General features: G+C 73.9%; 15 protein-coding genes and 1 pseudogene. 4 read left to right on the forward strand and 12 right to left on the reverse strand.

Annotated elements, in window-relative coordinates; all coding sequences use genetic code 11:
* The first annotated feature begins 10 nt into the window (after positions 1 to 10).
* From ACIQR3_RS32105 to ACIQR3_RS32115, 3 genes are all read left to right on the forward strand, one after another.
* A complete protein-coding gene (locus tag ACIQR3_RS32105; RefSeq protein ID WP_403544217.1) occupies positions 11 to 1,825 on the forward strand; it encodes a 1-deoxy-D-xylulose-5-phosphate synthase in 1,815 nt (604 codons plus the stop codon).
* Entirely contained in the window at positions 1,822 to 2,973 is a 1,152-nt protein-coding gene (gene ispG, locus ACIQR3_RS32110) for a flavodoxin-dependent (E)-4-hydroxy-3-methylbut-2-enyl-diphosphate synthase (protein WP_403544219.1), read from the forward strand. The genes ACIQR3_RS32105 and ispG overlap by 4 nt, the downstream gene beginning before the upstream one ends.
* Before the next feature lie 417 nt (positions 2,974 to 3,390).
* Positions 3,391 to 4,032, forward strand: a complete 642-nt coding sequence (locus ACIQR3_RS32115; RefSeq protein ID WP_251075853.1) for a response regulator transcription factor — start codon at positions 3,391 to 3,393, stop codon at positions 4,030 to 4,032.
* On the opposite strand, the gene ACIQR3_RS32120 is transcribed toward ACIQR3_RS32115, so the two are convergent.
* The 10 genes from ACIQR3_RS32120 to ACIQR3_RS32165 form a co-directional block, all read right to left on the reverse strand.
* Positions 4,025 to 4,843 (reverse strand): hypothetical protein, encoded by an 819-nt coding sequence (locus tag ACIQR3_RS32120; RefSeq protein ID WP_403544220.1) that lies wholly within the window; start codon positions 4,841 to 4,843, stop codon positions 4,025 to 4,027. The two genes, ACIQR3_RS32115 and ACIQR3_RS32120, sit on opposite strands and share 8 nt — an antisense overlap.
* Before the next feature lie 25 nt (positions 4,844 to 4,868).
* Positions 4,869 to 6,062 (reverse strand): hypothetical protein, encoded by a 1,194-nt coding sequence (locus ACIQR3_RS32125; protein ID WP_403544222.1) that lies wholly within the window; start codon positions 6,060 to 6,062, stop codon positions 4,869 to 4,871.
* 2 nt (positions 6,063 to 6,064) lie between these two features.
* Positions 6,065 to 6,454, reverse strand: a complete 390-nt coding sequence (locus tag ACIQR3_RS32130) for a limonene-1,2-epoxide hydrolase family protein (protein WP_403544224.1) — start codon at positions 6,452 to 6,454, stop codon at positions 6,065 to 6,067.
* 2 nt (positions 6,455 to 6,456) lie between these two features.
* Positions 6,457 to 8,247, reverse strand: coding sequence for an FAD-dependent monooxygenase (locus tag ACIQR3_RS32135; protein ID WP_403544225.1), 1,791 nt, complete (start codon positions 8,245 to 8,247; stop codon positions 6,457 to 6,459).
* A gap of 39 nt (positions 8,248 to 8,286) precedes the next feature.
* Positions 8,287 to 8,496: a ferredoxin gene (locus ACIQR3_RS32140; RefSeq protein WP_403544273.1), complete on the reverse strand. Its 210-nt coding sequence runs from the start codon at positions 8,494 to 8,496 to the stop codon at positions 8,287 to 8,289.
* Between the two features lie 5 nt (positions 8,497 to 8,501).
* Positions 8,502 to 9,671 carry a cytochrome P450 gene (locus ACIQR3_RS32145; protein ID WP_403544227.1) on the reverse strand — a complete coding sequence of 390 codons (1,170 nt, stop codon included), beginning with the start codon at positions 9,669 to 9,671 and terminating at the stop codon, positions 8,502 to 8,504.
* A 107-nt stretch (positions 9,672 to 9,778) separates the two neighbouring features.
* Entirely contained in the window at positions 9,779 to 10,804 is a 1,026-nt protein-coding gene (locus ACIQR3_RS32150; RefSeq protein ID WP_403544228.1) for a polyprenyl synthetase family protein, read from the reverse strand.
* A 148-nt stretch (positions 10,805 to 10,952) separates the two neighbouring features.
* The gene (locus tag ACIQR3_RS32155) at positions 10,953 to 12,962 is read right to left on the reverse strand and encodes a tryptophan 2,3-dioxygenase family protein (protein ID WP_403544230.1); all 2,010 of its coding nucleotides are present in this window, start codon (positions 12,960 to 12,962) and stop codon (positions 10,953 to 10,955) included.
* 28 nt (positions 12,963 to 12,990) lie between these two features.
* Positions 12,991 to 13,980, reverse strand: a complete 990-nt coding sequence (locus tag ACIQR3_RS32160; protein WP_403544231.1) for a polyprenyl synthetase family protein — start codon at positions 13,978 to 13,980, stop codon at positions 12,991 to 12,993.
* A gap of 244 nt (positions 13,981 to 14,224) precedes the next feature.
* Positions 14,225 to 16,960, reverse strand: coding sequence for a LuxR C-terminal-related transcriptional regulator (locus ACIQR3_RS32165; protein WP_403544233.1), 2,736 nt, complete (start codon positions 16,958 to 16,960; stop codon positions 14,225 to 14,227).
* A 196-nt stretch (positions 16,961 to 17,156) separates the two neighbouring features.
* Here ACIQR3_RS32165 and ACIQR3_RS32170 point away from each other — a divergent pair, with 196 nt between their 5' ends.
* Positions 17,157 to 19,934 (forward strand): AAA family ATPase, encoded by a 2,778-nt coding sequence (locus ACIQR3_RS32170; protein ID WP_403544235.1) that lies wholly within the window; start codon positions 17,157 to 17,159, stop codon positions 19,932 to 19,934.
* A 42-nt stretch (positions 19,935 to 19,976) separates the two neighbouring features.
* Here ACIQR3_RS32170 and ACIQR3_RS32175 read toward each other — a convergent pair.
* Positions 19,977 to 20,102 (reverse strand): annotated as a pseudogene (locus ACIQR3_RS32175) (PPOX class F420-dependent oxidoreductase); the annotation flags it as partial.
* A 549-nt stretch (positions 20,103 to 20,651) separates the two neighbouring features.
* On the reverse strand, positions 20,652 to 21,704 hold the full coding sequence (locus ACIQR3_RS32180) for a 3-oxoacyl-ACP synthase III family protein (RefSeq protein ID WP_403544236.1): 1,053 nt from the start codon (positions 21,702 to 21,704) through the stop codon (positions 20,652 to 20,654).
* Between the last annotated feature and the right edge of the window lie 141 nt (positions 21,705 to 21,845).

The following is a 21,845-nucleotide window of genomic DNA, read 5'->3' on the forward strand; positions in this document are numbered from 1 at the left end:
GAGGAGAGACGTGTCATCGAGTGTGCTCGGCCGGATCACCGGTCCGCGGGAACTGAAGGAACTGCCTCCCGAGCAGTTGCCCGAACTGGCGCGTGAGATCAGGGAGTTCCTGGTCGACAAGGTCTGCGCCACCGGAGGACACCTCGGTCCCAACCTCGGCGTGGTGGAGCTGACCATCGCGCTGCACCGGGTCTTCGACTCGCCGGCGGACCGCATCGTCTTCGACACCGGCCACCAGTCCTACGTCCACAAGATCCTGACCGGCCGGCAGGCCGCCTTCGACACGCTCCGCGCGACGGGCGGACTGTCCGGCTATCCGCTGCGCGCGGAGTCCCCGCACGACCTGGTGGAGAACTCGCACGCCTCCACGGCCCTGTCCTACGCCGACGGCCTGGCCAAGGCGCAGCGGCTGCGCGGCGAGGAGCACCGCCGGGTGGTCGCGGTCATCGGGGACGGCGCGCTGACCGGCGGCATGGCCTGGGAGGCCATGAACAACCTCGGCAGCGGCAAGCGGCCGGTGGTGGTGGTCCTCAACGACAACGGCCGCTCCTACGACCCCACGGTCGGCGGACTGGCCGAGCACCTGGCGGAGCTGCGCGGCGGCAGGCCCCCGAGCCCGACCCTGTTCGAGACGCTCGGCTTCGCCTATCTCGGCCCGGTGGACGGGCACGACATCGGCGCCCTCGAACTGGCCTGCCGGCTGGCCAAGAACCTGGACCAGCCCGTCGTCGTGCACTGCGTCACCGACAAGGGCCGCGGTTACGCCCCGGCCGAGAACGACGAGGCCGACCGCATGCACGGCATCGGTGTCCTCGACCCGGCCACGGGCCGGCCGCGGGGCGGTTCGTCGCCCAGCTGGACCGGCGCGTTCGGCGCGGAGCTGGAGCGGATCGCCGCCGAGCGGCCCGACGTCGTCGCGCTGACGGCCGCGATGCTGCGCCCGGTCGGTCTGCACGGGTTCGCCCGGCGGTTCCCGGACCGGGTGTTCGACGTGGGCATCGCCGAGCAGCACGCGGTCACCAGCGCCGCGGGGCTGGCGATGGGCGGCCTGCACCCGGTGGTCTGCCTCTACGCCACCTTCCTCAACCGCGCCCTCGACCAGATCATGATGGACGTGGCCCTGCACCGCCTGCCGGTGACGTTCGTGCTGGACCGGGCGGGGGTCACCGGCCCCGACGGGCCGAGCCACCACGGCATGTGGGACCTCGCCCTGCTGGGCGCGGTGCCGGGGATGCGGGTGGCGGCGCCGCGGGACACCGTCCGGCTCGCCGAACTGCTGGGCGAGGCGCTGGCCGTCGACGACGGCCCCACCGCGCTGCGGTTCCCCAAGGGCGGTGCCGGTCCGGAGATCCCCGCGCTGACCCGGATGGAGGGCGTGGACATCCTGCACCGCACCCGGTCCCGGCCGCTCGACGTCCTGCTGGTCTCCACCGGCGTCCTCGCCGCCCCCGCGCTGGAGGCGGCGGAGCTGCTGGCCGAGGAGGGCGTCGGGGTGACCGTCGTCGACCCGCGCTGGGTGCTGCCGGCCAATCCCGCCCTGACCCATCTGGTGTCCCGGCACCGGATCGCGCTCTGTGTCGAGGACGGGGTGCGCGCCGGCGGCGTGGGCGCCGCGCTGGCCCAGGCCTGCGCCGACGCCCGGGTCGGCACCCCGGTGCACGCCCTGGGACTGCCCCGGGAGTTCCTCGACCACGGTGAACGGCCGGCCGTCCTCGCCGCACACGGCCTCACCGCGCGCTCCGTCGCCGAGACGGCGCTCGCCCTGCACGGCGCCGTCGCGGCGACGCACCCCTCAGCACCCCTTTCGGAAAGGACACCGCGGTGACCCAGGTCGCGCTCGGTATGCCCGCTCTGCCGCCTGCCACCCTCGCCGACCGCAGGCCCACCCGTCAGCTGCGGGTGGGCTCGGTCGGGGTGGGCAGTGACCACCCCATCTCCGTGCAGTCGATGACCACGACCGTGACGGCCGACGTCAACGCCACCCTCCAGCAGATCGCCGAACTCACCGCCGCCGGCTGCGACATCGTCCGCGTCGCCTGCCCGAGCGCCGACGACGCCGAGGCGCTGCCCGCGATCGCCGCCAAGTCCAAGATCCCGGTCATCGCCGACATCCACTTCCAGCCGAAGTACGTCTTCGCGGCCATCGAGGCCGGGTGCGCCGCGGTGCGGGTGAACCCGGGCAACATCAAGAAGTTCGACGACAAGGTGGGCGAGATCGCCCGCGCGGCCCGGGACCACGGCACCCCGATCCGGATCGGGGTGAACGCGGGGTCGCTGGACGCGCGCCTGATGCGCAAGTACGGCAAGGCCACGCCGGAGGCGCTGGCCGAGTCGGCGCTGTGGGAGGCCTCGCTCTTCGCCGAGCACGGCTTCCACGACCTGAAGATCTCGGTCAAGCACAACGACCCCGTGATCATGATCCGCGCCTACGAGATCCTCGCCGAGAGCTGCGACTACCCGCTGCACCTGGGGGTCACCGAGGCGGGACCGGCGTTCCAGGGCACCATCAAGTCCGCCGTGGCGTTCGGCGCGCTGCTGCGCCAGGGCATCGGCGACACCATCCGGGTGTCCCTGTCCGCCCCGCCGGTGGAGGAGGCGAAGGTCGGCGGGCAGATCCTGCAGTCGCTGAACCTGCGGCCCCGCAAACTGGAGATCGTCTCCTGCCCGTCCTGCGGCCGGGCCCAGGTGGACGTCTACAAGCTGGCCGAGGAGGTCACCGCGGGGCTGGAGGGCATGGAGGTGCCGTTGCGGGTCGCCGTGATGGGGTGCGTGGTCAACGGCCCCGGGGAGGCGCGCGAGGCCGACCTCGGTGTGGCGTCCGGCAACGGCAAGGGGCAGATCTTCGTCAAGGGGAAGGTCATCAAGACCGTGCCCGAGCACCGGATCGTGGAGACCCTCATCGAGGAGGCCCTGGTCCTCGCCGAGACGATGGAACCGGTCGACGGGGGCTCGGTCTCGGTCGTCGCCGGCTGAATGAGGGATTCCCCCTGAAGGAACAGGAACACCGCGCCCCACCGGCTCCCCGAGGTCGGCCTCAGTATCGTTCTTGACATCGTTTTCCGACTGTCTCGGACCACATCAGGCCACTCTCGGGGAGCTTTGACGTGTTGGCACAGTACGGCCCCAAGCCGGACACGCACGAAACACCGGCTGTGCGGCGAATACCGGCGATTCAGCGCCAGGACCTCGTCCACGACCCAGGGATGCGCAGCAGGACCACCTGCCCGGACCCGTCCCGCGGCCGGCTCACCCGGTCGCGTCGGCCTTTCCGGACGTGTTGAGCGGACGACACCGCGAACAACGCGAAACGGCTCAGGAAGTACCACTTCGACGCCTGGCATTCCGACCGGATGTCCCGGCGAACACGCTGCCTTTCCTGGAGGATCCACCATGACCGCCAACACCACGGTACGTTCGATAAAAGCCCTGGTGCGTGCTCCGGACCCGCTCACGCAATCGGCGGTGAGCGGTCATCTCGATTCCGCGCCGAACATCGAGGTGGTGTCGCCGGAACGCCCCGATCCGGTGGATGTCGCCGTGATCGTCGCCGAGCGGATGACCGTGGAGGTGACGTCGCTGCTGCGCAAGATCAAGGACACCCTCCGCGTGCCGGTGGTGCTGATCCCGTCCGAGATCGACCGGACCGACCTGTTCACCGCGGTGGAGTGCAACGTGGTGGCGGTACTGCCGCGGGTCGCCGCCACCAGCAACCGCATCCAGGAGACGGTGCTGACCGCGGCGGCCGGCGGCGGCGTCTACCCCACCCAGTTGCTCGGGGAACTGCTGCGGCAGATCGAGCGGATGCAGCGCGAGGTGCTGTCACCGCACGGCCTGCACACCTCCGGACTGACCCCCCGGGAGATCGATGTGCTGCGGCTGATGTCGGAGGGCCTGGACACCGCCGAGATCGCCGACCGGATGTGTCTGTCGGAACGGGCTGTCAAACGCGTCGTCTTCGGGGTCACCCGGCGCCTGAACCTGCGCAACCGGCCGCACGCGGTGGCCTACGCGCTGCGCAGCGGCGTCATCTGACCGGGCTGCGGTGCTCCTGGGCGCGCCCGGCACCGGCTTCCGCCGCGTCGGCACCGGCTTCGGCCGGGCCGGCGCCGGCGGAGGCGCCGGGGACGGCCGCGGGCGCGCGCCACGCCCACAGCGGCCGTCCCTCCCTGCGCATCGTCCGGCGCAGCAGCACCACGTAGGCGATGTCGAGGGCGACGTAGGTGGGCACCAGCACCTGGAGCAGGTGGTGGGACGGGTAGACGACGAAGGCGGTCAGGCCGGCGAAGAGGGAGCCCACGAGTTTGGCGACGGCGAGCTGCATGGACTGCCCCGTGCTGGACCCGCGCCGCTTGAGCAGCAGCAGGAACGAGGCGCTCAGCGGCACCTGGATGATCATCCCGGTGTACATGCCGTCCCGGTCGTGGAACTCGTTGGCCCCCACGACGACCATCACCGCCGCCCACAGCAGCACCCCGGCGAAGCTCCACCGGAAAAGCCGCGGGGTGAGCCCGGGGTAGTCGCGCGGTCCGTACCGCAGCGCCTGGTAGAGCAGGACGGCGTTGAACATCACCCACAGGACGTTGATCTGGCGCTGGGTGGGGGTCTGTTCCAGCACGAAGGTCAGGCTGAACTCCCAGGCGAAGTTCACCGCCACCAGGTAGGCGGGGATGCCCACCCGCCGGTCCGTGAACGCCTGCCGGATGGCCAGGACGTAGGTCAGCAGCCAGCCGGCCGCGGTCGGCCCGGCGAGGGCCCAGAAGAGCGCGTCCGGTACGTCGGCCGGCCCCTGGGTGACCGGTGCGACCTGCGACATCGGGATGAGGACGGGAGGCAACCAGACCATGGTGATCCTTGGGTCGATGGGTGAGTCAGAGACTGGGCACGACGAGGTCCAGGCCGAAGAACGAACCGCCGTACAGTTCCCGCCCGATGCGGGGGTTGAGCAGGGCGTGGCGGGCCGCGGTGTTGGCGTCGCGCCAGTACTGCTGCAGCGGGTTGGACTCGGCGAAGGCGGCGGCGCCGTGGGCCCACATCAGCTCGTCGAGGGCGAGGGTGACGAGGTTGACCGCCTGGCCGACGTCCCCGCGGATGCGCCGCAGTTCGCTCTCCGGGAGGTCCACGGCCGCGCGGGCGGCGTCGTCGATGACGTCGGCGGCCCGGTTGACGTGCAGTTCGGCGGCGTCGATCGTCAGGGCGGTCTGGCCGAGCGCGGAGACGAAGGTCTGGGAACCGGGCTGGCTGGTGTACGTGCTGGGCGCGATGGACCGGCCGGGCGCCCGGTCGACGACGAGGGCGAGCGCGGCCTGGCCGACGCCGACCACCACGGAGGCGCAGACGACGCCCATGGCCGCGATCGCGGCCGTCCGGAACAGCGGGGGCAGGGTGGTGTCGGTGGCGTTCTCCCGTCCCCGCTGCCGCTCGGCCGGGATCACCCGGTGCTCGGGCACGAACGCGTCCCGGAGCACGACGGTGTGGCTGCCGGTGCCGCGCATGCCGACGGTGTGCCAGGTGTCCTCGATCGTCAGGTCGGCGGCGGGCACCAGCAGGGAGAGCCCGCCCACCGGCCGGCCGTCCCCGTCGACCTCCTTGGCGACCAGGATCGCCCAGTCGTCGTGCAGGATGCCGGTGGCGTACGGCCAGTTCCCGGTGAGCAGGAAGCCCCCGTCGGTGCGGACCGCGGTGCCCGTGGCCGCGAAGACCGAGGCCAGCTTGGCGCCGGGGTCGCTCCCGAACACCTCGTCGCGGGCGGCCCGCGGGAACTTCGCGGCGAGCAGGTTCGACCCGTTGATGTTGTTGACCACCCACGAGGTGGACGGGCAGTGGTGGGAGAGGGCCTTGGCGACCTCGCTCATGGTGCGGACGTCGGTCTCCAGGCCGCCGTAGGCGCGCGCGGTCCACAGCCGGCTCACCTGTGACTCGTCGATCGCGCGCACCGTGGCCTCGGGCAGCCGCCGCTCCCGCTCCCCCTCGGCGACGCCCTCCGCGAAGACCGGGCCGAACTTGTGGACCCGGCTCACCAGGTCGGCCCGGAGGTTCAGCAGTTCCGTTCGGTCGTTCGTCATGGTCACCAGTCCGGGCGCTCGGAGATGAGGTGGGTGTGGTCGTAGTAGTCCCGCCAGGCGCTGATCCGGCCGTCGCGCAGCTCGAACGCGGCCATCACCCTCAGGTTCAGCGCGATCGGGGTGCCGTCGGTGCGGAGCATGTTCTCGATCCGCTCGGCCAGGACGGTGTGCCCGGTGGTGGCCAGGTGCCGGAACCGGACCTCCAGCCGGGCGAAGTCGGCCGGCAGCAGTGCGAGGATCTCCGCCTTGCCCCGGCACACCGGGGCCCCCGGGTTCTCCCACACGCAGTCGTCGGTCAGGAAACCGTCCATGGTCTTCCTGACGTCGTCCGGGGTCGGCCCCATCCGGGTCAGGAAGTCCTGGACGACGCGTTCGGCGTCGGTGACGGGCATGGTCAGCTCCCGGTGCCGGTCGCGTCGGCACGCCCGAGGATCCGGCGGAGCGCGGCGCCGAGTTCCTGGTCGACGCGCGGGCCCGCCTGCGCGCTGCGCCAGGCTATGTGCTGGTCCGGCCGGACCAGGACGGCGCCGTCGTCGCCGGTCCCGCGCACCGCGGTCCAGGTGCCGTCGGCGTCCCAGTAGTCGGCCGCGCCGGCCCGGCCCCCGACGGAGACCACGGTGAGCGGCACCCCGAGGGTGTCCTCGGCCTTCTTCGCCGCGACCGCCCAGCACTCGCTCAGCGGTCCGGTGATCAGTACGAAGCCGGCCCGGCCGTCGACCAGGTCGTGGGTCGACACCCGGGTGTCGCCGTGCCGCAGCCACGCGTGCGGCAGCCGGTGCCCCGGCCGGGTCACCGGGTGGTACGTCGCGCCCGTGGGGTCCCGGGGCGGCGGCGGGGTGCCGTCGGGGACGACCGCGCCGGCCGGGTAGGAGTGGCCGAGTTCGATGTCGTGCGCCTGGTACTCGATGCGCTGCGTGCCGAACACCTCGCGCACCACGGTCCGCCGGGTCTGCCCCAGGGGGGTGTCGGCGAGGAGTTCGGCGAAGTTGGCCCGGGTGGCCTCGGGCCGGCCGTGGACCACGCCGAGGCTCGCGAAGAGCACACCGTAGTTGAGCAGGCAGTTCATCGCCCAGCCCACGTTGCGCCGGGCGACGGGCAGCCGTTCCGCCTCGTAGGAGTCGAGGAGCGCCTCGCCGGCGCGGCCGTCGAGCACGGCCCCGAGCTTCCAGGCGAGGTTGTGCGCGTCCTGGACGGCGGTGTTCAGGCCGCCCCCGGCGGCGGGCGGCTGCCGGTGCGCGGCGTCCCCGGCGAGGAAGACCCGGCCGGCCCGGAAGGAGCGGGCCACCACGGCCTCCGGCCGGTACTCGCTGACGTGGTGGACCCGTACGTCCAAGTCGCCCGGCAGCTTGAGCAGTTCACGCACCCGTACGGCGATCGCCGCCGTGCCGAGGTCCGCCTCGGCGCCCGGCGGCACCCGGAAGTGCAGCGCCCACTCGTCGGAGGCCAGGCCCCAGCGGGGCCCGGTCGCCACCACCACGGAGACCTCGCCCTCGGGGCTGATGATGTGGGTCATCAGCACCTTGTCGCCGGGCCACCAGCGCGACAGGTCGGCGCTGAAGTGGACGGAGATGATGGTGAAGCCGCCTCCGGCGCCGTCCATGGCCACGTCGAGCGCCTTGCCGACGCTCCGGCCGCCGTCGGCGCCCAGCAGGTAGCGGGCGCGTACGGTGCTCACCTCGCCGGTGGTCCGGTCGGTCACCCGCGCCGTGACGCCGTGCTCGTCCTGGGTGAAGCCGGTCATCTCGTGGTGGAAGAGCAGGCTGTCCGGGGCCCGTCGTTCCGCGTGCCGGCGCAGCAGCGGTTCGAGCCGGTGCTGCGGCAGGTTGGTCGACGGGCCCGTGCTGTCGACCGCGTACGCTCCGGTCGGGCTGCCGCCGCCGAAGGACTCCATCCGGTGCAGCTCCCGGGCGTCCACCGGGCCGTCGCCGGCCAGCGAGGTGCTCCAGACGACCTCGCTCATGTTCTCCGGCGGGCAGCTGATCCCGTAGACGTCGTCGGCGATGCCGTACTGCCGGAAGATCTCCATGGTGCGCTGGTTCAGGTAGTGCGCCCGGGGCAGTACGGATGTCGACTCGCGCCGCTCCACCAGCAGGTGGCGCACGCCCGCTTCGGACAGGAAGACCGACGCGGCGAGTCCGCAGCCGCCGCCACCGACGACGAGAACGGGCACCTCTGTGTCACGCATTGCTTTCCCCTGGTCTCTTTCCCCTGGGTCGTGGGTCGTTCATGGCCGGCCGGTGGGTGTGCGCAGGGTGATGACGGCGGCCGGGCACCGCTCGGCCGCCTCCCGCACCGAGGCGTGCGCGTGCTCGGGCGGGGCCGCGTCCAGCAGAACGACCGTGCCGTCCTCGTCGCTCTGGTCGAAGACCTCCGGTGCGAGCAGGGCGCAGTTGCCGACCGCGAAGCACCGGCTCTCGTCGGTCTCGACGCGCAGGCCGCTCACCAGGCGACCGGCAGGCTGTTCACCCCGAAGACCAGGGCGTTGGTGCGGTAGTCCAGCTCCTCCTGCGGGACCGCCAGCCGCAGGGTGGGGAACCGGGTGAGCAGCGCCGGCAGGGCGACCCGCAGCTCCATGCGCGCCAGTTGCTGGCCCAGGCACTGGTGCGGGCCGAAGCCGAAGGTGAGGTGGCGCTGCACGGGACGGCGTACGTCCAGCCGGTCCAGGTCCTGGTCGGCCGTGCCGAGGTCCCGGTTGGCGGCCAGGACGGACGCCACGACCCGCTCGCCCTCCTCGATCCGCTGGTCGCGCACGCAGATGGGGCCGGCCGCCTGGCGCGGCAGGATCGTGGCCGGGGCGCAGTACCGCAGCAGTTCCTCGACCGCCCCGTCGACCGCCTCGGGGTCGTCGCGGACCACCGCGAGCTGGTCGGGGTGCTGGAGCAGCAGGGCGACGGACGCCGACAGGGTGTTGGCGATCGTCTCGTGCCCGGCGATGAGCAGCATGTTGCCGATGCCGGCCAGTTCGCTGTCGGTGAGCTGGTCGCCGTACTCGCGCACCACCCGGCCCAGGACGTTGTCCCCGGGCTCCTCGCGGTGGCGGGCCACCAGCCCGGCCATGTAGGCCTCCATCTCGGCGGCCTTCTGCATCTGTGTCTCACGGCTGGAGTTGAAGTCCAGCGCGACCACGGTGCGCTGCTGGAACTCCTCGCGGTCGGCGTAGGGCACGCCCAGCAGTTCGCAGATGACGAGCGTCGGGATGGGGGTGCAGAAGAGCTGCACCAGGTCCGCGCCGTGGCCGGCCTCCTCCACCGCGTCCAGCGCGGAGTCGACGACCCCCTGGATCTGCGGCCGCAGCTCCCGGGCCCGCTTGGTGGTGAAGGAGCCGGTGAGCATGCGGCGCAGCCGGGTGTGCTCGGGTCCGTCGTAGCTCAGCAGGTTGCCCGCCTGGTACGGCATGGACCCGCCCATGCGCAGCTGGTCGTCGGCGAGCACGGCCTTGACGTCCTCGTACCGGGTGACGACGACCGCGTCGAAGGAGCCCAGCATCGGGCTGGGCACCTGGACCCGGCGCAGTTCCTCGTCCTTCTGCGCGTCGTACAGCTCCTGGACGGGAGCGAACGGGCAGCCGTCGGCCCGGCCTCCGATGGGGATCGCCGTGGACTCGGTCATGGGTCGGCCTTTCTGTTCAACGGAAAACGGAAGGAAGACATCAAGAGGAAGTCAGCAAGAGGGGGACAGCGGGAGGGGACAGCGGGAGGGGGACATCGAGAGGGGTGTCAGAGCTGGCGGCCGAGGATGAACCCGGCGACCTCCAGGAACTCGTCGCGCACGTCGTCGGGGATCCCGGCGGTGGCCAGGCACGTCTCCGCCGCGGCGACCTGCCGGGCCGCCTCGTCCTGCGCCCAGTCCCGTCCCCCGGCCCGCTCCACGAGGTCGGCGACGCGCTCGACGGCGCGCTCGGTCAGCGGCTCGGGGCTCAGATAGAGGGCGCGCAGCTCCTCCGTACCGGGCGCGTTGAGGGCCGCGACCACGGGCAGGGACTTCTTGCGGACCCGCAGGTCGGCCCCGATCTGTTTGCCGGCCCGGTCCGCATCGCCCCAGATGCCCAGCAGGTCGTCGACGAGCTGGAAGGCGAGGCCGATGTGTTCGCCGAAGGCGGCGAGCCGTTCGACCAGGGCCGGTTCGCCGCCCACCAGGTCGGCGCCGAGCGCGCAGGCGCAGCCGAGCAGCGCGCCCGTCTTGTCGCCGGCCATGCGCAGGCACTCGGCCAGGGTCACGTCGTCGCGCCGTTCGAACGCGACGTCGGAGGCCTGGCCGTCGATCATCCGCTGGGTGGCGGCCATCAGGGACACGGTGGCGGAGCGGGCCCCCGCGCCCGGCGCGGTCAGCAGCACGGAGGTGGCCGCGGTGGCCAGCGCGTCACCGGCCAGGATGGCGTCGGGCGCCCCGAAGACCGTCCAGGCGGTGGCCCGGCCCCGGCGGGTGCGGTCGCCGTCCATGATGTCGTCGTGCAGCAGGGAGAAGTTGTGCACCAGCTCCACGGCGAGCGCGGCGGGCAGCCCGTCCGCGGCGGACGCGCCCGCCGCCCGCGCCGACAGCAGGGCCAGGGTGGGCCGGACCATCTTCCCGCCCCAGCTGCCGGTGGGCCGGCCCTCGGCGTCGGTCCAGCCGAAGTGGTACTGGGCGATCCGGCTCATCTCCGGCCCCAGGTGGGCGCGGACGGCGTCGCGCAGGGCGGGGCCGAGCATCGTACGGCCGGTGTCGAGCACCGGGGACTCGCTGCGGACCGGGGTCGTCGTCATGAGCCCCACCGGCCACCCGCGAGGCGGACCGGGAGCCGGGCCGGGAGCTGGACCGGGAGGTGGGGAACCGTCCGGGACCGGTCCGCGCGGGGACGGTCCGGGGGTGTACTGGTCTGTCGCATGCTGCACCTTCGTCGGCTGGAGGTGGTCACGGCGTGGGCAGGTCACGGGAGGTGGGCCGGGCGGTGCCCAGCAGGGCCCGCCGCAGCACCCGCGGGTCGGTGAGCAGGGTGTGGGGCGGGGTCAGCAGGAAGAGGACGTCGCGGTTGGCGGCGCACACCACCGGGTCGCTCGGCACGTGGTCGCGCACCCGGCGGAGGTAGCGGTCGAGCAGCCGGGCGAGCGGGCCGGTGCGCACCGCGTTGCCGGTGGCGCCCGGCATGGGGCTGTCCGCGCCCGTCGCCACCTCCCAGGCGGAGCGGGAGGAGCGCAGCACCGCCCGTTGCAGGGCGTGCGCCGAGGGGGCGAGCGGGCCGGCCAGTTCGTTCCTGAGGGCGACCGCGTTCAGGGCCGCCGCGGACAGTCCCTGTCCGTAGACGGGGTTGAGCGCGCACGCCGCGTCCCCGACGACGAGCAGTCCGGTGCTCTCCCGGCCCAGCCGGTCGTAGCGGCGGCGCCGGTTGGCGGTGTGCCGGTAGCCCACGGGCCGGGCGAGCGGGCGTGCGGTGCTCAGCCACTTGTGGACGGCGGGGTGCGGCAGCAGGCCGGCGTAGTCGACGAAGCCCTCGGGGTCGGTGGGCGGCGTCCGGTCGCGCGGTCCGGAGAGGGTGACCATCCAGCGGTCGTCCTCGGCGGGCAGGACGATCGCGCCGAACGGCTGTCCGGCGTCGGGCACGATGTAGAAGCCCTTGAGGTCCGCGTCCGGGTCGTCGGCGTGGAAGACGCAGGTGGCGTACGCCCGTCCGGTCTCCACCACCTCTTCGGCGGGGGCCCGGCCGCCCAGGCCGGTCAGCCACTGGGGGGTGCGGCTGGCCCGTCCGGTGGCGTCCACCACGAGGTCGGCCGCCAGCTCCCGCCGGGAGTGGTGGTCGCCGCCGCGGTCCCGGACGGTGACGCCGGTGATGTGTCCCGGGCGGCCGAGCAGGCCCGTCGCCTCCACTCCCGTCCGCACCTCGATGCGGGGGTCGGACACGATCCGGTCGCGGACGCGGTGTTCCAGGAGGGGGCGGGACGGGGTCATGATCGGCTGCGACGGGTTGCGGCGGGATATCCACTGCTCCGCCTGCCACACCCCGAGGTCCCCCGGCACCGCGAGCCGTGGCGCGCCCGCCTCGGTCAGCTCGGGCAGCAGCCCGGGCAGCAGTTCGTCCAGGGCGCGCATGCCGCTGGTGAGCAGGACATGGGTGTGACGAGACTGGGGCACCCCCGCGCGGGGTGCGGGGCCGGCCTCGTAGTGGTCGCGTTCGAGCACGGTCACCCGTTCCGCGTGGTCCGCGAGGACGTGCGCGGTGAGCAGCCCCGCCACACTGCCGCCCATGACGACCACGTGCCCCAGCGAGGGACGGGCGGACGAGGCGGACGGCGTGGGCAGCGGCCGGGGGTGGGGGGTGTCCTCGGAGGCCGGGCGGGTCTGCGGTGCGGCGGGCCGCTCGGGCTGCGGTGCGCCGTCCAGCCGGGCGGCCAGGAAGCCGGCGCCGGAGGTCTGGCCCGTGCCGGGCAGTTCGCCGAGCATGTGGCTGACCATCTCCAGGTGGGTGGTCCGCCACCGCCGTACGGCGTCGTCCAGTTCGCCGAGCAGCCGGGCCTCCTGGGGCGTACGGTCCTCACCGCCGTTCTTCGTCAGCCGCCTGACCCGGGTGAACAGCTCCCTGAACTGCTCCGAGTCCAGCCCGCTCGCCGTGCCGAACCGGTCCCGGAACCGCAGGAAGTCCTCCCGGCGCAGCGCGTGGCGCAGCAGCGTCAACTGCCCCGTCAGGGCGTCCATCAGCCGGATCACGCGCTCCAGCCGGTCGGCGAGGCACTGCGGTCCGCACGGGGCGGGCTCGATGTGTCTGAGGTCGACGAGTGCCTGGCTGAGCAGGGTCTCGGACGCCTGGTGGACGACGATGAAGAGCCGTTCGCTGTCGCTCAGGTCCCGCTGTTCCGCCGGGGTGAGCGGCTGCTGGAGCGAGAGCAGTTCGTCGAGACGCAGGTACGACGCGTAGGTCGGGGAGGACATCGGGCCAACTCCTCGGGGTGATTCCGCGTTACACCAGACGGCCGGGCACGGTGAGGTCCATCAGCGCGTCCCGGTGCACGCCGGGCGGCAGGGCCTGGAGCGCCGCCGCGGCCACCCGCACATGACGGTGCGACACCTCGCGGGCCGCCGCCGTGCCGTCGTAGGCGTGGACCAGTTCCGCCATGGCCTCGTAGCGCTCGTCGACGGGTACGGAGACATCGGCGAGCAGCCGCTCGATCCGCCGCTGCTGTTCGGCGGTGGCCCGTTCGTGGGCGAGCAGCACCGGCAGGGTGGGCCTGCCGTTGCGGACGTCGGAGATGTTCGGCTTGCCCGCGCGCGTCCCGTCGTAGGCCATCAGGTCGTCGCGTATCTGGTACGCGATGCCCAGCTGGTCGCTGTACTCGCTGAACGCCTTCAGGGCCGTGTCGTCGGCTCCGCCGAGGGTGGCGCCGACGCCGCAGGCCATCCACAGCAGGGCGCCGCTCTTGTCCGCGATCATGTCGAGGTAGGTGTCGACGGAGCAGATGCCCCGGCTCATCCGGATCTCCCGCAGGGCCGCGTCCCCGATCCGCAGTCCGGCCCTGGCCAGCACGGTCAGCGCCCGGGCGACCCGTGCCGGGGAGGCGCCGGCCTCCTGGCAGTCGGCGAGGGCGGCGAAGCCGTGGAAGAACAGTCCGTCCCCGCCGACGATCGCCGCCGACGGCCCGAACACCGTGTGCGCGGCCGGCTTGCTGCGCCGTTCCCCGTCGCTGTCGATGATGTCGTCGTGCATCATCGCGCCGACCTGCACGCACTCCACGCCCACCGCCGCGGGGAGGACGGTGGCGATGTCACCTCCCACCGCGAGACTGGACCGGATGGCCAGCCAGGGGCCCATCATCTTGCCGAAGGGCATCAGCCCGTACCGCACCAGTTCGTCGAGTCCCGAAACGTCGTGCGGCCACCGGTTCTCGACCTCGGCCCGCACGATGTGCGCCACCTCGGGATCAGCGACCTGAGGCACATCGATGTCGGTCATGAACACGACGTTAGGCAGGCCGTACCAGGGCTGTCGTCACCGGCGGCCGGCCTCGGCCCGAGTGGTCCCCGGGGATGGCATCTTTGACCCGGACCCCGGTCCGGACCTGACCTGACCGGGGCCGGAGGGGCCGGAAGCAGGGGCCGGAGGGGGCCGGAACCGAGGCCAGAAGGAGACCGGGGCCGGAACCGAGGCCAGAAGGAGACCGGGACCGGAACCCGGCCCCGGCACCCGGCCCCCGCGCTCAGGGCGCCGTCTGCGTCAGCCTCCCCGCCAGGCTGGCCGCGGCCAGTTCGACACGGGACCGGCAGCCGGTGCGGGCGAACAGACGGGTCAGATGGTTCTCCACGGTCTTCTCGCTGACCTCCAGGCGCAGCGCGATCTGACGGTTGGTCAGGCCCTCGCCGATCAGCTCGATGACGCGCCGTTCGGTGACCGCCAGCGCCTCCCGCCGGCCGGGGGCGCGCGGTGCGGGAACCCCTCGTTCGCGGGTCACCGCGCGGACGCGTTCCAGCACCGTGGACGCGCCGCACCGGGTGGCCAGCGTGTGGGCCTCGCGCAGCCAGGGCCGCGGATCCTCGGCGAACCGCGCGACGACCACGCACGACGCCAGCAGCGACGGCAGGTCGCCCCGCTCCCGGGTCAGGTCGGTGGCCGGCCGGACCCGGCGCTCGTCGCGGTGCACCAGGCCGCGCGCCAGCAGGAGGGCCTCCCGCGCCACCGTGTCGGCCTCGCCGGGCAGCAGCTCCATCTCCTGGAGCAGGTCCGCCGCGCCGTCCCGGTCGTCGGCGAACACGGCGATCCGGACCGCCCGGGTCAGCAGGAGGTGCAGGCCCTCGGGCAGTCCGGCCAGGCGCAGCCGCCGGCTCACCCGCAGGGCGAGCCGGACCGCCCGCCGGTCGTCACCGGCGCGGCTGAGCACACCGAGCCGCACCCAGGCACGCAGTACGGCGATGCCCGGGACCGGCGCCACGTCGGCCAGCCACTGGGCCGCCTGCCGCGACTCGCCGCGGGCGCCGTACATCTCGGCGGCCAGCAGCCGGGCCGCGTGGTGCACCAACGTGTCCTCCGTGTCCGACAGTTCGAGTTCCCGGACGGCGGACATGGCCCGTGTCCAGTCGGCACCCGCGTAGCCGTGCACCACCCGCTGGTACACGGCGAGCACACCGGTCAGGGGGGCGCGGTGGTGGGCGCTGAGGACCAGATGCGTCACCGTGCCGACATCGATCGTCGGCCCCGTGCGGTCCGGGCGGCCCGGCCCCGGGGCTGACCCCGCCCGGCCGGAGCGGCGCCAGGTCCGCTCGTAGGCGCCGGGATCACCGCTCATCGCGGTGCTCAGCAGGGCCATGCGTTCGGCCGGGTCGTACGGGTCCGCCGCCGTTTCGGCCGTTCCGCACGGCACGGGCTCCCGGCCGGGCGCCGTCGGACGGCCGAACCACCACAGCCCGAATCCGGCCCGCTCCCGGCCGGTGGCCCCGGAGTCCAGCAGCGACCGCACCGCGCCCTCGGCGGGCGGGCGGCCGGAGTGCAGGGAGACCAGGACCGCGGCGAGGTGGATCCGGGCCAGGGTGCCCGGGGCACAGCCCTGTTCCGCGTACTGGGTGAGCACGTCGCCCAGCAGCTCGTACCGGCCCGTCCGGGCGACCAGTCGCATCAGCCTGTTCAGCGTACGGGAGTGCTCCGGTTCGTCCGGGGCCATGCGGCGCAGCGCGGCCACGCACCACCGGGCGGCGTGCTCCGGCTGTTCCTGCTCGGCGTCGGCGGCCCGGTCCAGCAGCCAGCCGACCATCCGCGGTTCGAGCACGACGGCCGCTCCGCCGCGGGCGATGTGGTCGGCGAGCACCGCGGGGTCGACCTTGTCGCCCCGCCGGTGCCGGGACAGCAGCCGCTCGGCGACCGCCGCGTGCAGGGCGGCGCCGCCGTCACCGCCCGCGGGGCCGACGGCCCAGGCCGCCAGGGCGGGACACCGGCAGCTCAGCCGGCCCGCCGGGTCGGCGACCAGCACCTGCGCGTCGATGAGCCGGTCGAGCAGGCGACCGCAGTCGTCGAGCCGGGCGCCGGTCACTTCGGCGAGCAGCGGCAGATCGTCGACGCGCATGCCGTCCCACACGGCGACCGCGTACAGCAGCCGCGCCGCCGGGTCGCCCAGGGCAGTGACCCGGCGCACCAGGTGGTGGCCGGCGGGCAGTTGGACCGGTTCGGCCGGCCTGCTAAGGCAGAGCCGGCCGCGGAAGAGGGTCAGGCGGCCGCGCCGGCGCAGATCGGCGAGGGTGCCCAGCAGGGTGCCGGGGTTGCCGAACAGCGGTCCCAGTGCCGTGCGCAGGAGGTCCGGCACGGACTCGTCGAGGCGTGCCCCGTGGGCGCGGCGCGCCAGGGACTCCGCGACGTCGTCGGCCAGCGGTCCGAGCGTCACCACCTGGTCGGCGGCGGCCAGCAGTTCGGCGGTCCCCGGGGCGTGCTCGGCGCTCTCGTCACAGGTGGCCAGCACCAGGCAGCCGGCCCGGCGGGCCGCGGTGAGCACGGGAGCGGGTTCGGCGAACGCGTGCGCGTCGTCGACGAGCAGCGCGGTACGGCCCCGGCCGCCGATCCGGTCGAAGAGGTTGCCCAGCGCGGTGACGACGGCCGGGGTCCATCCGCCGGTGCCCTGTTTCGCCGCGTCGCTCAGCCGGGCCACCGTGCCGAGCGCGTCGCCGTGCCCGGCCTCCGGGAACCGCTCGAACCGGTCGCGCAGGGCGCGCACCAGCGGCGCGAGGGCGAACGCGTCGTCGCCGCGGCCGTCCGGGCCGGCGCCCGGGCGCACCGGCAGGACGCGCACCCCGGCCGCGCGCAGTAACCGCTCCGCCTCGTCCAGCAGCGCGGTCCTGCCGATGCCGGCCGGTCCCCCGATGACGACCAGGCCGCCGCCGTCGGCCGCCGACGCCGCGCGCAACACCGCCAGTTCCTGGTCCCTGCCCCGGATCACGGCACGTGCTCGGGCCACCGCGGGCCTCCTCTCGTGACACCTGTGACGCCGTGTGCCGCCATGTGCGGCGCGGGCTCCCCGGGCCACCGCCCTTCGGAGGTCAGGTGTCCGGGAGGCGTCCGAGACGGCTCGTCCCGCAGTCAACTGCCCGTCGAGGACGCGATTGTAACGTTCGGAAGTGCTACCGGTCCGGCGCGCTGGGCATACTGTTTCGGTGATCAACTACTGGCGCGGCGCGGCCTGTTCGGACCGGTCGGCGCAGCCGCTGTTCGGCCGTGGCACCTCCATCGCGCGCATCGTCTCCCTCGCGACCTCACCCGACGCCGCCTCACTGGTTCTGGTCACGGGCCCGACCGGGATCGGGCGCGGCGCGGTGCTGACCGCCGTCCGGGACGAGCTGACCGCCCGGGACGTCACCACCCTGACCCTGCGGGTGGCGCGCGCCGAGCGCGACCGCCCGTTCTCCCTGGCGTCCCGGCTGGCCGCCGAACTCGCCGCGGCGCACCCGGGCGGCGACGTCAGACGTCCGGCGAAGGGCGCCGCCCCGGGGCCGGGCCGGGACGCCGGGCGCAGGCTGGCCGCCGAGCTGCGGGCGGCCGTCACCGCCTGCGACAAGCTCACCGTCCTCGTCGACGACGCCCAGTGGACCGACCCCGACTCCCGTGCCGTGCTGCTGCCGCTGGTCCGCGCGCTGGCGGGGGGACCGGTCACGTTCGTCTGCGCGCTCCGCCCCTCACCGGCCGACCCGGCGGGCGAGCGGGCCGCGCTGGACCAGCTGTGCGCCGCCGGTCTGGCCGAGGTGGTGCCGCTGCGTCCGCTGCGCGAGTCCGAGGTCCGCGCCCTGGTCACCCAGCACCTGCAGGCCAAGCCGTCGGCGTCGTTGCTCGGGTACCTGGGCCGGGAGTGCCGCGGCAGGCCCGCCGCCGTACTCACCGCCCTGGCGGGGCACCGCAGGAGCGGCTCGCTGCGCGTCTTCGACCGGCACGCCTACCTCACGGCGTCGGACCAGCCGCCCTCGCTGCCGTCCGACCTGCCCCCGGTGGAGTACCTGAAGCAACTGGGCGGGCAGGTCTGGCCGGTGGCCAAGGCGATGGCCGTACTGCATCCGCTGGGCTCCGCCGCGATCGGGCTGGCCGGCGAGGCCGTGGGCGTGACGGAGGACGAGGTCCGCGCGGCCCTGGCCGAGCTGTACGCCGAGGGTGCGCTGCGGCACGGGCCCGGGCCGGACCACTGGAGGTTCCGGGTGCCGCTGCTCGCGTCCGCGCTGATCACCTGTCTGGGGCCGTACGAGCGGCGCAGGCTCGCCCAGCTGGCGGTCACCGCGGTCTGGGCGGGCGCCGCCGTCGCGGACGACCGGTACCTCGCGGAGCAACTGGTCGCCGCCGGCCGGTTCGTGGACTCCGGGCGGGCCTCCGTCGAACTGCTCGCCAAGGGCACCGCCGCCATGCTGGACGACGGATACCACGCGGAGCGCTGGCTGCGCACCGCCCTCGACCTGATCACCGAGCCGGAGCGGCGCGCCCAGGCACTGGTCATGCACGCCTCGACCTGTCTGATCCATCTGCGGTACGGCGAGGCGCTGGGGAGCGCGTCGACGGTCATGTCCGAGTACGCCGACCTGGTCTCCCCCGAGACCCTGCTCGAGATGGAGCTGGTCTACGTGGCCTCGCTCGGCGGGACCTCGGACATGGCGGCACTCGCCGAGATCTGTGACGGCGGCTGGCGCTCGCTGCCGGGCAGAGAGGGGCACCGGGTCCTCACCCGCTGCATCGCGCTGTGCCATCTCGACCGCTGGCGGGAGGCGGACGAGCATCTGGAGGCCCAGCGGCACACCTGGAGCCGTGACAACGATGTCTTAACCGCATTGGGGCTGCTGTTCAGCGAGTGCGTCCAGGCGATCCTCGGTCGGACCGAGCTGTTCGAGCGGGCCGTCGCCGCGCCGACCCGGTGGCCCTTGTGGACGCAAGGGGTGCGGCACCGCTTCGAGCGGCTGTCGCAACTGGCCCGGGTACTGATGCTGCTCGGTGATCCGGACCGGGCGGAGGAGGTGCTGGCGGTGCACGAACTGCCGTCCGCCTACCGGCCCGTTCCCGACCGGGTGGTCGCGGACAGCCAGAGCGGGCACTGGGACCGGGCGCTCGGTCTGGCCCGGGAGAGTCTGGCCGTCGGGCTGTCGATCGGCGACCTGCCCACCCACACCCTGATGTGCCGGGAGACGAGCGTCATCCTCGGTGCGCGCGGCCGGCTGGCCGGGGCGCGCGAGGTGATCGAGCGGGCGCGGACCGTGCAGCCCGTGATGCTCCATCTGCTGGCCGTGCCGGAGTCGTACCTGGAACGCGCCCTGGGCGCCACCGACCGGGCCGATCAGGTCGTCGGCGACGCGCTCGCCGTGGCCGTCGAACGCGGTCTGGTGGCCGGCACGGACGACCTGTGGCTGCTGAAGGCCGAGTCGGACATGGCGACGGGCGACCTGGCGGCGGCGGGGCGGTGCGCGGACGAGGCGCACAAGGTCGCCGAACTGCTCGGCACCGGCCGGTCCCGGCTGTCCCACCTGCTCACCGCCGCCGTGGTGCACCACGACCGTGAGTCCGCGACCGCCGCGGTACGGCTCGCGCGGAGACGCGCACAGCCGCTGGAGCAGGCCGACACGCTCGCCGCGGTGGTCCGGTACGGGCTGGCCGACCCGTCGCTGCTGCACGAGGCGTACGCCCTGTACGGCGACCTGGACGCGCTGCTGCGCCGGGCACAGCTGCGGAATCTGATGCGCGCCCACAAGGTCGCCGTGCCGGGCCGGAGCCTCACCATCGCGGAGAACGAGCGGCTGCTGGCCACCCTGGTCACCGAGGGGCTGACCAACCGCGAACTGGCGGTCGCGCTCGGGTGCAGTGAGAAGAGCGTGGAGAGCCGGCTAGGCAGGCTCTTCAAACGCACCGGATTCCGTTCGCGGGTCGAACTCGCCTCCGCGATGCTGACCGGTGAGTACGCCGCCTGACACGGTTTCCCGGGGCCCCTGTCCTCCCGTCCGGCCGTCTCGTCACACCTGGCCGCCGACGTCCGGGGCCGTCCCGTACAGCCGCTCCGCCCTCAGCCGGACGACGACCCCGCGCTCGGCGACCAGCCGTTCGGGGAACGCGTCCTCGTCCTGTGGCCGCGCGGCCGTCGAGACCATCGCGAGCACACGCAGCGCCGCGCTGGTCGCGCCGCAGGTGCTTGACCTCGGCGCACCCTCCGGGCGGGGTCCCCGGTGACCGGGCCGGCCGTGCTCACCGCGCCTCCGCCGCCGGCGACGCAGGCCGTCAGCCGCGCGAGTTCGCCCGGGGAGACACGCACGTGGTTCACCACGGCCCGGAACGGACCGCCCACCGCCGCCGGACCCGCGGCCAGGTCAAGCGGACCGACGTCCCGGTGCGCGCCGTGCCCCCGCAGGCGGCCGGCATGGCGGGGCGCGGCCACCGCGGGCACCCGCGCCCCACGCCGCCCCGGCCCCGTCGACCGGAACGGGCCGGCCGGACCGCACCTCGCCGAGCTGGAGGACCGTCTGCCGGGCCGCCAGGCCGGTACCCCCCGGTCGTCCGCCCGGAAGCGCCCCCAGGGCCACGGGCCCCCGGCCGCCGGGCACGGTGATCGTCGGGCCGGCGCGGGGACCGCCGGGGGTCCGTCCGGGCCGCCGGTCAGGAAGACGGAGCGGCGGGGTCGTGATTCCCTTCGGTCAGCCCCCGGTCGACCGTGCCGGGCGGAGGTTTCGGGGCCCCCATTCGAGGAGGGCGAGTCCGGCGGCCATGCCCCCGCCGAACCCGGCCAGCAGAACGAGATCGCCCGGTGCCAGACGGCTCGCCGCATGATCGAGGGTCACGGGCACGGACGCCGCACCGGTGTTGCCGTACTTCCGGACGGTCGCATGGGCGCGCTCCGGCGGGAAGCCGAGATCGGCCGCCAGCTTCTCGATCATGCGGCCGTTCGCCTGGTGGGGCACAAAGTGGACACGGGGTGCCCCCGCGCCGGACGCCGGAGCACCGTGCTCCTGGAGGAAGCCGTCGATCATCGGTGCGACGTGGTCCTCGACGAAGGCGCGCACGGCCCGGCCGTCCATCGTGAAGTAGTGCAGGCCCTCCGCGAGGGATTCGGGCGAGGCGGGGATGTGGCTGCCGCCGGCCGGGACGCGGATCAGGTCACGGTGGTCGGGGAACGACGCCAGGTGGGTGGCGATGACGCCCCTGCCGCGGGTGGGGCCGAGGACGACGGCCCCCGCGCCGTCACCGAACAGGACCGCGGTGCGGCGGTCGGCCGGGTCGAGGATGCGGGAGTAGATGTCGGCACCGATGACCAGGGCGTGCCCCGCGGTGCCGTGCAGCATCCGTTCGACCGTGGCCAGGGCGAAGACGAAGCCGCTGCACACGGCGTTCATGTCGTAGGCGGGTGTGCCGGGTGGGGCACCGAGCCGGGCGGCGACCGCGGTGGCGGTCGGGGGTTGCGGGGAGTCCGGAGTGGAGGTCGCGACCACGATCAGGGAGAGGTCCCCGACCCGGACGCCGGCCGAGGCCAGCGCGGTGCGGGCGGCGGTCGCCGCGAGGTCGGAGGTGACGTCGTCGGGCTTGGCCCGGCGGCGCTCCCGGATGCCCGTGCGCTGCTCGATCCACTCCGGTGTCACCCCGGCCGGCGTACCCACCTCCTCGTTGGTGACGATGTCTCCGGGCAGGCAGGAACCGGTGCCGAGCACACCGACGGCTCCCGCGGCGGGGACAGCGGCTGAAGGACTGCTCATGTCGACTCGTCTCCGATAAGTCCGGGTGAGGGGTTGGGGGGCGGGCCGCTCCGCCGCGCGTCGAGCGCCCGGTGCCGTTCCCGGAGCCGCGCCGCCGTGCCGGCAACCGCTGCCGGTCGGGCGGCCGTGCGGATGCCGCCG

Origin of the sequence: Streptomyces sp. NPDC090994 (assembly GCF_044768905.1) — a bacterium.
Taxonomy (GTDB): domain Bacteria; phylum Actinomycetota; class Actinomycetes; order Streptomycetales; family Streptomycetaceae; genus Streptomyces.

Excerpts from the sequence above, each read along its gene's own strand:
- ACIQR3_RS32120 (WP_403544220.1), bottom strand. The coding sequence starts at position 4,843 with ATGGTCTGGTTGCCTCCCGTCCTCATCCCGATGTCGCAGGTCGCACCG.
- ACIQR3_RS32155 (WP_403544230.1), bottom strand. The coding sequence starts at position 12,962 with ATGTCCTCCCCGACCTACGCGTCGTACCTGCGTCTCGACGAACTGCTC.
- ACIQR3_RS32150 (WP_403544228.1), bottom strand. The coding sequence starts at position 10,804 with ATGACGACGACCCCGGTCCGCAGCGAGTCCCCGGTGCTCGACACCGGC.
- ACIQR3_RS32160 (WP_403544231.1), bottom strand. The coding sequence starts at position 13,980 with ATGACCGACATCGATGTGCCTCAGGTCGCTGATCCCGAGGTGGCGCAC.
- ACIQR3_RS32135 (WP_403544225.1), bottom strand. The coding sequence starts at position 8,247 with ATGCGTGACACAGAGGTGCCCGTTCTCGTCGTCGGTGGCGGCGGCTGC.
- ACIQR3_RS32145 (WP_403544227.1), bottom strand. The coding sequence starts at position 9,671 with ATGACCGAGTCCACGGCGATCCCCATCGGAGGCCGGGCCGACGGCTGC.
- ACIQR3_RS32115 (WP_251075853.1), top strand. The coding sequence starts at position 3,391 with ATGACCGCCAACACCACGGTACGTTCGATAAAAGCCCTGGTGCGTGCT.
- ACIQR3_RS32125 (WP_403544222.1), bottom strand. The coding sequence starts at position 6,062 with ATGACGAACGACCGAACGGAACTGCTGAACCTCCGGGCCGACCTGGTG.
- ACIQR3_RS32180 (WP_403544236.1), bottom strand. The coding sequence starts at position 21,704 with ATGAGCAGTCCTTCAGCCGCTGTCCCCGCCGCGGGAGCCGTCGGTGTG.
- ACIQR3_RS32130 (WP_403544224.1), bottom strand. The coding sequence starts at position 6,454 with ATGCCCGTCACCGACGCCGAACGCGTCGTCCAGGACTTCCTGACCCGG.